The following is a 13757-nucleotide window of genomic DNA, read 5'->3' as shown; positions in this document are numbered from 1 at the left end:
GCCGTTCACGCAGACGCGCGGCGGAGGCGCGCTCGGGCATGACGGCGAAGCGCGGCGCCCAGCTCAGGCACTGGGCGAGCAATTCGTCGACACGGCTCATCGCGCTCAACGCGACGACCTCATAGCGCTCGGGATGGCGCGCGATGACGTCCAGGGTGTTGACACCGATGGAGCCGGTCGAGCCGAGGACGCAGACGCGTTGGCGGGTCATATCAGTGGCTGATCAGCGCGAGCGCCAATGGGAAGACGGGCAGCAGCGCGTCGATGCGATCCAGCACGCCACCGTGGCCGGGCAGCAGGTTGCTGCTGTCCTTGGCACCGCTGGCACGCTTGACGAGGGATTCAAACAGATCACCGACCACGCTCATCGCGCCGAGAAAGACCAAGGCCAGCAGCGACACCCAGCCGTGGCGCTGAACCAGCAACGTGTAGAGGCTGGACGAGTCCACGGCCATCCTCACGTCGATGACATGCACCCACAGGAAGCCAAGCAGGATCACGCCGGCCATGCCGCTCCAGACGCCTTCCCAGCTCTTGCCCGGGCTGATGGCCGGCGCGAGCTTGCGCTTGCCGAAGGTGCGTCCGCCGAAATAGGCCGCGATGTCGGCCATCCAGACCAGGCAGAACACCGAAAGGATGAAGTTGATGCCCAGCACCTTGGCCTGCACGATGGCCAGCCAGGCGCCCCAAAGCAGCACGGCACCCAGGGCCAACCGCACGCCGCGCGCGATGCGCGGCCAGCCGGCAGGCCCGGCGCGCAGCGCGTAGGCGCCGCCCAACACCCACAGCAAGCTGGCCAGGGACCACACCCAGACCGGTGGCGTGTCCAGGCCGCCGACCAGCAGCGTCCAGACGCAGGCCATGGCGAGCGCCATGCCAGCGGCGACGGCACCGCTGCCGGGCAAGCCGTTGAGCCGCGCCCATTCCCAACCCGCCGCGCCCATCATGACGACGCTGACCCAGGCGAACGGCCACGGCGAGGCCTGGAAGAGCACCGGCAGCAGGATGGCCAGCAGCACGACGGCGGTGATGACGCGGGTCTTGAGCATGGTGGCCTCAGGCGGCGGACGCTTCCTTGACGCCGCCGAAGCGGCGGTCCCGCTCGTGGAAGGCCGCGATGGCCGCATCCAGCTCACGCTCCCCGAACTCTGGCCAAAGGCAGTCCGAGAACACGAACTCGGTGTAGGCGGCCTGCCAAAGCAGGAAGTTGCTGATGCGCACTTCGCCGCCCGTGCGGATGAAGAGGTCGGGGTCGGGCGCATAGCTCATGGCCATGAACTCCGACAGCTTGGCCTCGGTCAGCTCGTCGGGGCTCACGCCAGCCTTGATCGCTGCCTTGCAGGCCTGCACGATGTCCCAGCGTCCGCCATAGTTGAAGGCGACGTTCAGTGTCAGCCTCGTGTTGTGGGCGGTTGTCGTTTCCGCCTCGTTCCAGGCGTTGCGCAGCTTGTCGGACACCGTATCGCGGTCGCCAACGATGCGGATGCGAACGCCCATCGCGCCCATCTTGGCGAGGTAGCGCGACACGGCGGCCAGCACCAGCCCCATCAGCCCGGAGACCTCGTCGCTGGGGCGCTTCCAGTTCTCGCTGGAAAAGGCGAAGACCGTGACGTACTTGATGTCCCGATCGATGCAGGCCTGGACGACCTTGACGAGGCTGTCCACGCCGGCCTTGTGGCCGAAGAAACGCGGCAGGAAACGCTTCTTGGCCCAGCGGCCATTGCCATCCATGACGATGGCCACGTGGCGCGGCGACGCAAGGCGGTCTTGCGCCAGACTGGCAGATGAGTTCAAGCCCAGAGCGCTCAAACCGCGAGGATCTCGGCTTCCTTGGCCGAGATCAGCTTGTCGATCTCCGCGATCACCCGATCGGTGAGCTTCTGGACCTCGTCCAGGCTGCGACGCTCGTCGTCCTCGCTGATTTCCTTGTCCTTGAGCAGCTTCTTGGCTTGCTCGTTGGCGTCGCGGCGCAGGTTGCGCACAGCCACCTTGGTGTCTTCGCCGGCATTGCGCACGACCTTGGTCAGGTCCTTGCGGCGCTCTTCGGTCAGCGGCGGCATCGGCACGCGGATCAGGTCGCCCTGAGAAGCCGGGTTCAGCCCCAGGTCGCTCTCGCGGATGGCCTTCTCGATCTTGGCGCCCATGCCTTTTTCCCAGGGCTGGACGGAGATGGTGCGGGCGTCCAGCAAAGTGACATTGGCCACCTGCGAGATCGGCACCATGGAGCCGTAGTAGTCAACGCTGACCTGGTCCAGGATGCCGGGGTGGGCACGGCCTGTGCGGATCTTGTGCAGTTCGCCCTTCAGCGCTTCGACGGACTTGGCCATCTTGGCCTCGGCGTTCTTCTTGATGTCGGCAATGCTCATCGTTTTTCCTTGCGGGACAGACCGCCCGAGCGTCAGCGAGCAGTGTGGTCCCCACCTGATTGAGATTGAATTAAACGTGGACCAGCGTGCCCTCGTCTTCGCCTTGCACGACACGCTTGAGCGCGCCCGGCTTGAAGATGCTGAAGACCTTGATAGGCAGTTTCTGGTCGCGACAAAGCGCAAAGGCGGCGCCGTCCATGACCTGCAGGTTGCGCGAGATCACCTCGTCGAAGCTGATGCGCGAATAGCGTGTCGCCTCAGGGTCCTTTTTGGGGTCGGCCGAGTAGACGCCGTCGACCTTGGTGGCCTTCAGCACAATCTCGGCGCCGATCTCGGCGCCGCGCAGCGCGGCCGCGGTGTCGGTCGTGAAGAAGGGGTTGCCGGTGCCGGCAGCGAAGACGACCACCTTGCCCTCTTCGAGATACTGCAGCGCCTTGGGACGCACATAGGGCTCGACGACCTGCTCGATGGCGATGGCCGACATGACACGGGCCGTCATGCCCTCCTGGCGCATCGTGTCTGCCAGCGCCAGCGAATTCATCACCGTGGCCAGCATGCCCATGTAATCGGCCGTGGCGCGGTCCATGCCCACCGAACCGCCGGCCACGCCGCGGAAGATGTTGCCGCCACCGATGACGACGGCCACTTCAACGCCCATCTGCGTCACTTCACGGACTTCCTGCACCATGCGAACGATGGTCGCGCGGTTGATGCCGTAGGCGTCGTCACCCATCAGGGCTTCGCCGGAAAGTTTGAGCAGGATGCGTTTGTACGCGGGCATGTTGTCCTCGATCAGTGGGGGCACTGGGTGACCCAGAAGTTTAAAGGGCGCCTCGGTGTAATCCGGGCGCCCTGACGGTCAGCTAAGCAGCTTTACTGACCCTTGGCCGCAGCGACCTGGGCCGCCACCTCGGCGGCGAAGTCGTCAACCTTCTTCTCGATGCCTTCGCCGACGACGTAGAGCGTGAAGCCCTTGACGGTGGTGTTGGCCGATTTCAGGTAGGCGGCCACGGTCTGCTTGCCGTCGGCGGCCTTCACGAAGACCTGGTCCAGCAGAGAGACTTCCTTGAGGAACTTCTGCACTGAACCTTCGACCATCTTGGCGACGATATCGGCCGGCTTGCCGGATTCGGCCGCCTTCTCCGTAGCGATGCGGCGCTCCTTCTCGACCAGGTCGGCCGACACGTCGGCGCTGGACAGCGCAGCCGGCTTCATCGCGGCGATGTGCATGGCGACGTCCTTTGCAGCGACGTCATCACCTTCGAACTCGACGACCACGCCGATGCGGGTGCCGTGCAGGTAGGTGGCCAGCTTGCTGCCGGTGTAGCGCTGGAAACGGCGGATCGACATGTTCTCGCCGATCTTGCCGATCAGGCCCTTGCGCACGTCTTCCACCGTCGGGCCGAAGCCTTCCTGCGACAGCGGCAGCGCCGACAGGGCCGCGACGTCAGCGGGGTTCTGTTCGGCCACCAGGCCAGCCAGCGCGCCGACGAAGGCCAAGAAGGCGTCGTTCTTGGAGACGAAGTCGGTCTCGCAATTCACTTCGATCAGCGCGCCGTTGCCGCCGACCACCGCCGAGGCCACGATGCCTTCGGCGGTGATGCGCGAGGCGGCCTTGCCGGCCTTGTTGCCGAGCTTGACGCGCAGGATCTCTTCAGCGCGGCCAAGGTCGCCATCGGCCTCGGTCAGCGCCTTCTTGCACTCCATCATCGGGGCGTCGGTGCGGGCACGCAGTTCGCCCACCATGCTTGCGGTGATAGCAGCCATTTCTCTTCTCCAGATTTCGGTTGGCAAAAGGGGCCTCGCGGCCCCTTTCAAATGCAGGGCGGAAGGGGCTTACGCCTCTTCGGAGACCTCGACGAACTCATCGCCGGCGGGGGCAACCGCAGCCAGCACTTCGTTCGTGGCGTTGGCCTTGCCTTCAAGCACGGCATCGGCGACGGCGCGGGCGTACAGGGCGACAGCCTTGGCCGAGTCGTCGTTACCAGGGATGACGTAATCGATGCCGATGGGCGAGTGGTTGGTGTCCACCACGCCGATGACGGGGATGCCGAGCTTCTTGGCTTCGGCAACGGCAATCTTGTGGTAGCCGACGTCGATGACGAAGATGGCATCGGGCAACGCGGTCATGTCCTGGATGCCGCCGATATTCTTCTCGAGCTTGGCGATGTCGCGCTGGAACAGCAGAGCTTCCTTCTTGATCGCGGGCTGGGTACCGGCGTCGATCTGGGCCTGCATGTCCTTGAGGTTCTTCAGCGAGGTCTTGACCGTCTTGAAGTTGGTCATCATGCCGCCGAGCCAACGCGAGTCGACGTAGGGCATGCCGGCGCGCTGGGCTTCAGAGGCGATGAACTCACGGGCTTGGCGCTTGGTGCCGATCATCAGGATCGTGCCGCGCTTGGCGGCGAGCGAGCGGACGAACTTCATCGCGTCGTTGAACGCGGGCAGCGTCTTCTCGAGGTTGATGATGTGGATCTTGTTGCGATGGCCGTAGATATACGGTGCCATCTTGGGATTCCAGAAGCGGGTTTGGTGACCGAAATGGACGCCGGCTTCCAGCATCTCGCGCATCGTGACAGACATGGGTCTTACTCCGAAGGTTGTGTCTAAAATCCGGCCCGAATTGCGTTGCAGCACGTGGAAACAGCTGTTTCAGCCGACCTCCCAAAAGCAGCAAACGACAACACCTTTGTGTGACCGGTTTGCGATTTGTTGCGACGGATGGCCTGAACACTGACGCTGTTCAATGCACACCTTCACAACCGTTTTGCCGATATTGCGACGCTGAAATAGCGACCGCCCCCGGCAAAACCCGCAGAGTATACACAAGCATGCCCCTTATCAGCCGACGCCGCTTTGCCGTGGCCGCAAGCTCGCTCGCCGGAAGTCGCCCTCAGGTGCGAGCTTGAGCCGCCGTGTCGCGGTCGTGGGCGCAGGCCTGGCTGGTGTGACGACAGCCTATGAACTCGCGGCCCTGGGTTGCCAGGTGCAGGTCTTTGAGCGCGGCGGCAGCGTCGCCGAGCAAGCCAGCTTTGCCGGCAGCGCCCTGCTTTCGCCCCATCCCGCCCTGGTGCCTGCGGTGACGCCAACGCCTTGGGCCTGGCGTTGGCGCCGCTGGCGCGCCGGCCGCCGCGCCGGCCGCCGCGGCGGCGAAGCTGCGTCGACGCTGGCAGCCTTGAGCCAGTTGGGCTTGGCCCGCACCGCCGAGCTGCGGCATCAGCTGGGCCTGGACGATGAATCGACCGAAGGCCTTCTCATTGCGTTGACCGACACGCGTCGGCTCGCGGTGGCCGAGGCCAGGATGGACGGCTGGAAGGCGCTGGGCCTGCAAGTGGAGTTGCTGGACGCCGAGGCGGCGCGGCGCCGCGAGCCCGGGGTCAATGCCGACGCCCCGCTGGCCGGCGCTGTCGCCCTCGCTCACGGCGGTGCCGGCAACGCGCGCCTGTTCACCCAGCAATTGCGCTTGAAAGCGCAGCGCCAAGGTGCGGGCTTTCGTTTCCACACAACGGTACGCGCCATCACCGTGGACGGCACCGGCCTGACGCTTCGGCACGAGCACACGCCGCCGCTCGAAGCGCCGACACGCGTGCAGGGGGCCCAACGAGAAGCCGGGGACACCCTGCCCCAATCCTTCGGGCCAATGGACGAGCGCTTCGACGCGGTGGTGCTGTGCAATGGCCTGGATGCCAGCGCCGTGCTGGGCCAGCGCCTGAGCCTGGCCGCCCAGCATGAAATTTCGGTGACTGCGCCTTTGCGCCTGCTGGAAGCGCACCCCGACCTCGGGCCGAAGGCGGCCTGGGTCGACCCCACGCTCGGGCTGACCATCACCCGCACGGGCCAACGCGTTCGCGTGACCGGCGGCTTGGCGGTGAGCAGCCCCCGCGCGAAAGTGGCGGCGGACTTCGAAGCGCTGCACCGCGGCCTGCAGCACTGGTTCCCTGGGTCGGTGCTGCACAGCCAAGTGCAGCATGGCCAGAGCCGGCGTGCCGTGGCGGCCGATGGCCTACCGGTGCTGGGTGCCAGCGGCCGAGCCGGCGTCTGGCTCAATCTTTCACCTGGCGGCAACGGCTGGGGCCTGGCCTGCGGCGCCGCCAGCGTGCTTGCCCAGCAGGTTGCCGGCGGGACGCCAACGGTGGAGATCAGTGCCCTCGGCCCTCAGCGACTGGCCTAAGCTCGCGGGCATGCGACCGCTGCTGCCCACGATCTCTACGTTGCCGCTGTTCGACGTCGCCGCCAGCCGGCGCATCGAAGCCCGCGCGCTGCGCCACAGCCCCGACCTGATGGCACGCGCCGGCCTGGCCATCGCCAAGCTTGCGCTGGTGCTGCGGCGTGGTGATGGTCCGATCTGGATCATCTGCGGGCCTGGCAACAACGGCGGCGACGGTCGGATCGCCGCGCGGCGACTTGCGCAGCACGGTGTGGCTGTGCACATGAGCCATGAGGGGCCCTCGAGCCCATCCCTGGTCATCGATGCACTGCTCGGCCTTGGCTTGAACCGCGCACCTGCGGCCCACATGCAGGCAACGATGGCAGCGATGCAGGCCTGCGCCGCCCCCATCCTCGCCGTCGACCTGCCCAGCGGCCTGCTGGGCGACACGGGCCAGCCTGCCGGGGAACGCGCCATGCGCGCCGACCACACACTGACCCTGCTGACGCTCAAGCCAGGTCTTTTCACGGGCGAGGGCCGCGCGCACTGCGGACGGATCTGGTTCGACGACCTCGACGTCGCGCCGGACGAGACGCCCACCGTGGACCTTCTGGGCCGCGCACCACGGCCCCACCGAAGCGTGACCGGCCACAAGGGAAGCCACGGCCAGGTGCTGGTGGTCGGTGGCGCACCGGGCATGCAGGGCGCGGCGCAGCTGGCCGCCCGTGCGGCGTTGGCTTGCGGCGCGGGACGCGTCTACCTAGACCTGCTCGGCCGGCCTGCCGGCGATCCCGCCGACCAGGGCCGCGCCGAGTTGATGCGCGGAACCTGCGAGGAAGTGCCGCAGGCTGTGGGCGTCATCGGCTGCGGCGCCGGCTCGGCCATCGCAGCGGCGCTTCCTTCCTTGCTCCAGCTGCCGCGCGTCGTCATCGACGCCGACGCCTTGAACGCGATTGCGGTGGACCAGGTCCTGCAATCGCTCGTCCGCTCCCGTCGGCCGGGAACGACCCTGCTGACGCCGCATCCCTTGGAAGCAGCGCGGATGTTGGGGCGCACCACGGCCGACGTGCAAGCTGATCGCCTGCGCGCGGCGCAGGAGTTGGCGGCACGCCTGAACTGCTGCGTCGTGCTGAAAGGATCGGGCAGCGTCATCGCATCGGCCGGCCAGCGGCCAGCCATTTGCGCCAGCGGCGGGCCCGCACTGGCCACCGCAGGGAGCGGCGACGTTTTGTCCGGCTGGCTCGGTGGGCTCTGGGCGCAGCAACCAACGTCCGATGCGCATGGCGTTGCATGCGCCGGCGTTGACGCGCATGGACGCGCAGGCGAGGCGAACGGCGTGCTGCGCGCCGGCGATCTCATCGAACGCCTGGCCGCGCAGCGCTGACGCGCTGGCCGCGTTAGCGGCGCTTGCGCGGGGCGGCCTTGGCCGGCGCCTTCTTGGCCGCCTTGCTGGCGGCCCGCTTGGCAGCCTGCTGGGCGGCCTTGACCGGATGCAGCGACGCCACGACGGCTTTGCGGCTCTGCTTCACATCGCGGTCGGTCTGGCGAACTTCGTCGAGGGTTTCGACGGCGGTCTTGGGCGCGCGCTTCTTGGCTGGCGCCCTGCCCGACGGCTTGCCAGAGGTCTTGGTCGCGCCGCCACGGCCGGGCGCTCGAGCCTCGTCGGTGTCGCGCACGAGGCGGAAGTCGATGCGGCGACCATCAAGATCCACCCGGCTGACCTGCACCTGCACCCGCGCACCGGTGGCATAGCGGATGCCCGTACGCTCGCCGCGCAGCTCCTGCCGCACATCGTCGAAGCGGTAGTACTCGCCACCAAGTTCGGTGATGTGCACAAGGCCTTCGACGTAGAGCGCATCGAGCTGCACGAAAAGACCAAACGACGTGACTGCGCTGACGGTGCCCGCGAACTCCTCGCCAAGGCGGTCGCGCATATAGCGGCACTTCAGCCAGGCCTCGACGTCGCGGCTGGCCTCGTCGGCCCGGCGCTCGTTGGCACTGCAATGCGCACCGACCACCTCCCAGCGCTCGGCCTCGTTTCGAGCCTCCGCCGGGTTGGGCGGCGCCGCACGGCCGGGGCGCTTGGGCGCCTGCGGTACGTTCATCTTGCTGGCGTCCAGCGTGTATCGCTTGCCAGTCAGCAGGCATTTGATGACGCGATGGACCAGCAGGTCCGGATAGCGGCGAATCGGGCTGGTGAAGTGGGTGTAGGCCGGATAGGCCAGGCCGAAATGACCGGAGTTGGTGCCGGTGTAGATGGCCTGCTGCATGGAGCGCAGCAGCATGGTGTGGATCTGCTGGGCGTCGGGGCGGTCCTTCGTCGCCTGGGCTATCTGCTGGAATTCACGCGGCGTTGGATCGTCCGAGATGCCCATACCGATGCCCAGCGAGCGCAGGTAGTTCTGCAGCGTGGTGCGCTTCTCCGGCGTCGGGCCCTCATGGACGCGATAGAGCGAATGGTGCTTGGAAGACTGGATGAAATCCGCCGAGCAGGTGTTGGCGGCCAGCATGGCCTCCTCGATCAGGCGGTGCGCGTCGTTGCGCGTGCGCGGGATGATCTTCTCGATGCGGCCGTTGTCGTCGCAGACGATCTGCGTTTCCGTCGTCTCGAAATCGATCGCGCCGCGCCGGCCGCGCTCGGCCAGCAGCGCGCGGTAGACCTCGTGCAGGTGCAGAAGATGCGGCACCAACGCGCGCCGCTTGGCGGCCTCCGGGCCGTGCGTGTTGGCGAGGATGGCGGCGACTTCCGTATAGGTGAAGCGCGCATGGGAACTGATCACCGCCGGGTAGAACTGGTAGGCGCTGACGGTGCCGTCGGTGGACACCAGCATGTCGCAGACCATGCTGAGCCGGTCTTCGTACGGGTTCAGCGAGCACAGGCCGTTGGAGAGCTTTTCCGGCAGCATCGGGATGACGCGACGCGGGAAATAGACCGAGGTGGCGCGCTCGTAGGCGTCGGTGTCCAGCGGCTCGCCCGGCTTCACGTAGTGCGACACGTCGGCGATGGCAACCAGCAGCCGCCAGCCTTCGAAGGCCTTCTTGCCGCGGCCCTGCTTGAAGGGCTCGCAGTAGACGGCGTCGTCGAAGTCGCGTGCGTCCTCACCGTCGATGGTGACAAGGGCCACGTCGCGCAGATCGACGCGATGCTTCAGGTCGGCGGCGCGCAGCTTCTCGGGCAGCTTTGCGCTCTGCGCCAGGGTGTCGGGGCTGAAGCGATGCGGCACGTCGTACTTGCGTACGGCGATCTCGATCTCCATGCCCGGGTCGTCGATCTCGCCGAGCACCTCGACGACGCGGCCGACCGGCTGGGAATACAGCGACGGCGGCTCCGTCAGCTCGACCGCAACGACCTGCCCGGCGGTTGCATTTGCGATGCCGTTCTTGGGAACGAGAATGTCCTGGCCCATGCGCCGGTCCTCGGGCGCGACGAGCCAGATGCCCGATTCGAGCAGTAGGCGGCCGATCAGCGGACGCTTCTTGCGCTCGAGAATCTCAAGCACCTTGCCCTCGGGACGGCCACGTTTGTCGAGGCGCACGATGCGCACACGCAGGCGGTCACCGTGCATGACGGCGTGGGTTTCCTGAGAAGACAGATAGACGTCGGTGGTCCCGTCATCGGGGATCAGGAAGCCGTGCCCGTCGCGGTGACCTTGCAACGTGCCTTCGACCTCGCCAAGCAGGCCGGCGCCTTCGCCCGTAGGCGATGCGTTGGGGTTCTTCAAGTTTTTGATGATATAGTCCTTGCTTTCCTGAAGCGGCTCAAGCCTTTGTTTTGAAGACTTGAGCACCTTGCCCAGGTGGCGGAATTGGTAGACGCACTAGTTTCAGGTACTAGCGGGTAACTCCGTGGAGGTTCGAGTCCTCTCCTGGGCACCAAACAAAAAGGCCAGCACGAAAGTGCTGGCCTTTGTCGTTTGGGGCTCAGGAAGCGATGTCCAGTGGACATCGCGGGAGGAAGAGAAGGGCTTGGAGCTGCGCTCCGAGCCGGGGTCGCGGGACGTGACCGAGTCCCCGCTGACGCGCCCTCGAAGGGCGCTTCAGCGAGTCGTGGCACAAACCGAGCTTCTTCGATCCGCGCCACAAGCCCCATCCTCAAACGACGAACTTCTTCGCCAGCGCTTCCGGCCCCATGCCGTCGTACTCCTCGAACGGCTGGTGGATCCACGGCGACGTTTCCAGCATCTCGACGTAGTAGTCCGGCGTGTAGGCCGAGACCTTCTTGGTCCAGATCACCGCCGAGCGCAGCTCGCTGATGGCCGGCATGCCGCGCAGCCGCTCCACCACTGCCTTGAGCGTGACGCCCGAATCCGCCAGATCATCGACCAGCAACACGCGGCCGGCCAACTCGCCCTTCGGCATGGTGATGTACTTGGCCATGTCCAGGCGGCCCTGGATGGTGCCAGCCTCGGCCCGGTAGGAACTGGTGGACATGATGCCCAGCGGCTTGTCGAAGACGCGCGACAGCACGTCGCCGGGGCGCATGCCGCCACGGGCCAGGCAGAGGATCTGGTCGAACTGCCAGCCCGAGGCGTGCACCTTGAGCGCCAGTCGCTCGGTCAGCAGGTGGTACTCGTCCCAGGACACGTAGAGGTGTTTGCCGTCATCGGTCAGCATGATGGGTGTTGTCTCCGTCGAATCAGGTGTGAAAGTGTCAGGCCGAATACGGGTGGCGCAGCACGATGGTGTGTTCACGGTCGGGCCCGGTGGACACCATGTGGATGGGCGTGCCGATGACCTCCTCGACCCGCTTGAGATAGCTGCGTGCGTTGGCCGGCAGCGCGTCCCAGGACGTGACGCCGAAGGTGATCTCGCTCCAGCCGGGGAAGGTCTCGAATACCGGCGTGCAGGCTTCGATCTCGTCGGCGTCCAACGGCAGGATGTCGAGCTGACGACCGTCAAGCTCATAGCCCACGCACATCTTGATCTCGGCCAGACCGTCGAGCACGTCGAGCTTGGTGAGGCACAAGCCGCTGATGCCGTTGATGATCATCGAGCGCTTCAGCGCTGCCGCGTCCAGCCAGCCACAGCGTCGCGCACGACCGGTCACGGTGCCGCGCTCCTGGCCGACGGTGGACAGGTGGTAGCCCACGGTGCCCGGCACTTCCCAGTCCAGTTCGGTCGGGAAGGGGCCCGAGCCGACGCGCGTCGTGTAGGCCTTGGTGATGCCCAGCATGTAATGCAGCATCTGTGGACCGACCCCGGCACCCGCGGCAGCGTTGCCCGCCACGCAGTTGCTCGATGTCACATACGGGTAGGTGCCATGGTCGATGTCCAGCAGCGTGCCCTGCGCGCCTACGAACAGGATATTGGCGCCGGCCTGATGGGCCTTGTGAATCAAGTAGCCCACGTCGGCCAGCATCGGCTTGATGGCCTCGGCCATCTTCATGGCTTGCTCGAAGATGGGTTCGAAGGCCAGCACCTCACCCTTCAGATAGCCGCCCAGCGCGAAGTTGTGCAGCTCCAGCAGCTCGCGCAGCTTCTTGGCGAAGCGCTCGGGGTGCTTCAGGTCCTGGGCGCGCAGCGCACGGCGGGCGACCTTGTCTTCATAGGCCGGGCCGATGCCCTTGCCGGTCGTGCCGATCTTGCCGCTGCCACTGCTCTCGCGCAGCTGCTCACGCGCCTTGTCGACGGCAACGTGGAAGGGCAGGATCAGCGGGCAGGACTCGCTGATGAAAAGGCGCGAACGCACCTCGACGCCGGCGGCCTCCAGGCGCTCGATCTCGGTCAGCAGATGGGTGGGGTCGAGCACGACGCCGTTGCCGATGTAGCAGGCCACGCCGTCGCGCATGATGCCGCTGGGGATGAGCTGCAGCGCTGTCTTCACGCCTTTGATGACCAGCGTGTGGCCGGCGTTGTGGCCGCCCTGGAAACGCACGACACCCTGCGCATGGTCCGTCATCCAGTCGACGACCTTGCCCTTGCCCTCGTCACCCCACTGGGTGCCGACGACGACCACATTGCGTCCGCGCGCGGTTTGGCTCTGCATCTTGTTTGCCTGCTTATTGCTTGGGATTTGGGAAGGGTCGCCGCGCTCAGAGCGCCCGGACGACCCAGTCAGCGTGCTCGCGAACGAGCTCGCGGTCACAGTCGAATTCATCGGCCTCGTGCTCATGGCCCGGCAGTACGCAAACCACCGTCTCGCCCTGCTCGCGCAGGGCCCGCACGGCCTGGCGCAGCGAGGCGTCCTCGCCCCAAGGCGCGCGCACAGCGGCGCGCAAGGGCGTTGCGGGCACCAGCGTCACCAGCGTCTTCAAATCAAGGCTGAAGCCCACGGCCGGGCGGCGGCGGCCAAAGGCGGCCCCGACCTCGTCATAACGCCCGCCACGCAGCACGGCGTCGGAGCAGCCCGATGCATAGGCCGCAAAGCGAATACCGGTGTAGTACGCATACCCCTGAAGATCGGCCAGGTCGAAGCCCAGGAGGACCTCGGGGTGCACCTCAGCAAGGTGACCAGCCAGCCAGTTCAGATCCGCAAGGGCGGCCCTGACGAGCGGATGGTCGGGCAGGCGTCGCGCGGCGTCGTTCAGTACCTCGCGACCACCGAACAGGCTCGGCAAGGCCAGCAGCGCCTCACGCGCGACGGGCGGCATGTCTGCACTGAGCGCGGCCAACGCGGCCAAATCCTTAGCGGCCAGCGCAGCGGTCAGGGCGTCGAGCATGTCGGGCGTCAGCTTGATGCCATCGAGCACACCTTGCAGCAGGCGCGCATCGCCCAGGTCCAGGATCACGTCGCGCAAGCCGCCACGGCGCAACGCGTCGAGTGCCAGCTCATGCACTTCGAGGTCGGCCTCCAGGCCGGCATGGCCATAGATCTCGACGCCGAACTGAAGCGGCTCGCGGCTGGTGTTGAGGCCATCGGGCCGCGTGTGCGCCACCGGCCCGCAGTAGCAAAGGCGGGTCACGCCCTGGCGGTTCAGCAGGTGGGCATCAATGCGGGCGACCTGCGGAGTCGTGTCGGCGCGCAAGCCGAGGGAGCGCCCGGAGAGCTGGTCGACCAGCTTGAACAGCTTGATGTCGGAGCCACTGCCGGTGCCGGACAGCAGCGAATCCAGGTGTTCCAGCAGCGGCGGGATGACCAGTTCGCAACCGTAGCTGCGGGCCATGTCGAGCAGCTCTCTACGCAGCTCTTCGATGCGGCGCGCCTGCGAAGGCAGGACATCGGCGATGTGCTCGGGCAGCAGCCAAGCAGAGGACATGGTCGAGGGCAGGCGGTTAAAAACGGCATTCTACCGGCGCCTCTCGGC

At 66.5% G+C, this 13757-nt stretch carries 12 protein-coding genes, 1 tRNA gene and 1 pseudogene; 3 read left to right on the top strand and 11 right to left on the bottom strand.

What is annotated here, in order from left to right:
• The 7 genes and pseudogenes from ACT6S0_RS12065 to rpsB all read right to left on the bottom strand — a co-directional run.
• Positions 1-211 (bottom strand): annotated as a pseudogene (locus tag ACT6S0_RS12065) (1-deoxy-D-xylulose-5-phosphate reductoisomerase); the annotation flags it as partial.
• A 1-nt stretch (position 212) separates the two neighbouring features.
• Positions 213-1049, bottom strand: a complete 837-nt coding sequence (locus ACT6S0_RS12060) for a phosphatidate cytidylyltransferase (RefSeq protein ID WP_444764068.1) — start codon at positions 1047-1049, stop codon at positions 213-215.
• A 7-nt stretch (positions 1050-1056) separates the two neighbouring features.
• The gene (gene uppS / locus ACT6S0_RS12055) at positions 1057-1794 is read right to left on the bottom strand and encodes a polyprenyl diphosphate synthase (protein ID WP_444764067.1); all 738 of its coding nucleotides are present in this window, start codon (positions 1792-1794) and stop codon (positions 1057-1059) included.
• A gap of 11 nt (positions 1795-1805) precedes the next feature.
• Positions 1806-2366 (bottom strand): ribosome recycling factor, encoded by a 561-nt coding sequence (gene frr, locus ACT6S0_RS12050; RefSeq protein ID WP_444764066.1) that lies wholly within the window; start codon positions 2364-2366, stop codon positions 1806-1808.
• Positions 2367-2436: 70 nt separating this feature from the next.
• Complete coding sequence (gene pyrH, locus ACT6S0_RS12045; protein ID WP_444764065.1) at positions 2437-3147, bottom strand: UMP kinase; 711 nt, start codon at positions 3145-3147, stop codon at positions 2437-2439.
• Between the two features lie 92 nt (positions 3148-3239).
• On the bottom strand, positions 3240-4133 hold the full coding sequence (tsf, locus tag ACT6S0_RS12040; RefSeq protein WP_444764064.1) for a translation elongation factor Ts: 894 nt from the start codon (positions 4131-4133) through the stop codon (positions 3240-3242).
• A 69-nt stretch (positions 4134-4202) separates the two neighbouring features.
• The gene (rpsB, locus tag ACT6S0_RS12035) at positions 4203-4949 is read right to left on the bottom strand and encodes a 30S ribosomal protein S2 (RefSeq protein ID WP_444764063.1); all 747 of its coding nucleotides are present in this window, start codon (positions 4947-4949) and stop codon (positions 4203-4205) included.
• Between the two features lie 322 nt (positions 4950-5271).
• Here rpsB and ACT6S0_RS12030 point away from each other — a divergent pair, with 322 nt between their 5' ends.
• Positions 5272-6537 (top strand): NAD(P)/FAD-dependent oxidoreductase, encoded by a 1266-nt coding sequence (locus ACT6S0_RS12030; RefSeq protein ID WP_444764062.1) that lies wholly within the window; start codon positions 5272-5274, stop codon positions 6535-6537.
• 10 nt (positions 6538-6547) lie between these two features.
• Entirely contained in the window at positions 6548-7897 is a 1350-nt protein-coding gene (locus tag ACT6S0_RS12025; protein ID WP_444764061.1) for an NAD(P)H-hydrate dehydratase, read from the top strand.
• 13 nt (positions 7898-7910) lie between these two features.
• On the opposite strand, the gene rnr is transcribed toward ACT6S0_RS12025, so the two are convergent.
• Positions 7911-10235 carry a ribonuclease R gene (rnr, locus tag ACT6S0_RS12020; RefSeq protein WP_444764060.1) on the bottom strand — a complete coding sequence of 775 codons (2325 nt, stop codon included), beginning with the start codon at positions 10233-10235 and terminating at the stop codon, positions 7911-7913.
• Positions 10236-10304: 69 nt separating this feature from the next.
• Here rnr and ACT6S0_RS12015 point away from each other — a divergent pair.
• Positions 10305-10389: transfer RNA gene (locus ACT6S0_RS12015), tRNA-Leu, on the top strand.
• A gap of 216 nt (positions 10390-10605) precedes the next feature.
• Here the strand turns inward: ACT6S0_RS12015 and ACT6S0_RS12010 are convergent.
• From ACT6S0_RS12010 to ACT6S0_RS12000, 3 genes are read right to left on the bottom strand one after another with little or no spacing between them, the layout of a single operon-like run.
• Complete coding sequence (locus ACT6S0_RS12010) at positions 10606-11127, bottom strand: phosphoribosyltransferase (protein ID WP_056269406.1); 522 nt, start codon at positions 11125-11127, stop codon at positions 10606-10608.
• Between the two features lie 37 nt (positions 11128-11164).
• Positions 11165-12499 carry an adenylosuccinate synthase gene (locus tag ACT6S0_RS12005; RefSeq protein ID WP_444764059.1) on the bottom strand — a complete coding sequence of 445 codons (1335 nt, stop codon included), beginning with the start codon at positions 12497-12499 and terminating at the stop codon, positions 11165-11167.
• A gap of 46 nt (positions 12500-12545) precedes the next feature.
• Positions 12546-13709, bottom strand: coding sequence for an ATP phosphoribosyltransferase regulatory subunit (locus ACT6S0_RS12000; protein WP_444764058.1), 1164 nt, complete (start codon positions 13707-13709; stop codon positions 12546-12548).
• Positions 13710-13757: the final 48 nt, after the last annotated feature.

Origin of the sequence: Roseateles sp., from assembly GCF_052436255.1 — a bacterium.
Classification (GTDB): domain Bacteria; phylum Pseudomonadota; class Gammaproteobacteria; order Burkholderiales; family Burkholderiaceae_C; genus Pelomonas.
The sequence above is the reverse complement of the archived record's forward strand: the minus strand, read 5'-3'. Positions and strand labels throughout refer to the sequence as shown.

Coding starts and splice junctions, on each gene's coding strand:
- ACT6S0_RS12000 (WP_444764058.1), bottom strand. CDS start 13,709: ATGTCCTCTGCTTGGCTGCTGCCCGAGCACATCGCCGATGTCCTGCCT.
- rpsB (WP_444764063.1), bottom strand. CDS start 4,949: ATGTCTGTCACGATGCGCGAGATGCTGGAAGCCGGCGTCCATTTCGGT.
- ACT6S0_RS12005 (WP_444764059.1), bottom strand. CDS start 12,499: ATGCAGAGCCAAACCGCGCGCGGACGCAATGTGGTCGTCGTCGGCACC.
- ACT6S0_RS12010 (WP_056269406.1), bottom strand. CDS start 11,127: ATGCTGACCGATGACGGCAAACACCTCTACGTGTCCTGGGACGAGTAC.
- tsf (WP_444764064.1), bottom strand. CDS start 4,133: ATGGCTGCTATCACCGCAAGCATGGTGGGCGAACTGCGTGCCCGCACC.
- ACT6S0_RS12060 (WP_444764068.1), bottom strand. CDS start 1,049: ATGCTCAAGACCCGCGTCATCACCGCCGTCGTGCTGCTGGCCATCCTG.
- pyrH (WP_444764065.1), bottom strand. CDS start 3,147: ATGCCCGCGTACAAACGCATCCTGCTCAAACTTTCCGGCGAAGCCCTG.
- frr (WP_444764066.1), bottom strand. CDS start 2,366: ATGAGCATTGCCGACATCAAGAAGAACGCCGAGGCCAAGATGGCCAAG.
- ACT6S0_RS12025 (WP_444764061.1), top strand. CDS start 6,548: ATGCGACCGCTGCTGCCCACGATCTCTACGTTGCCGCTGTTCGACGTC.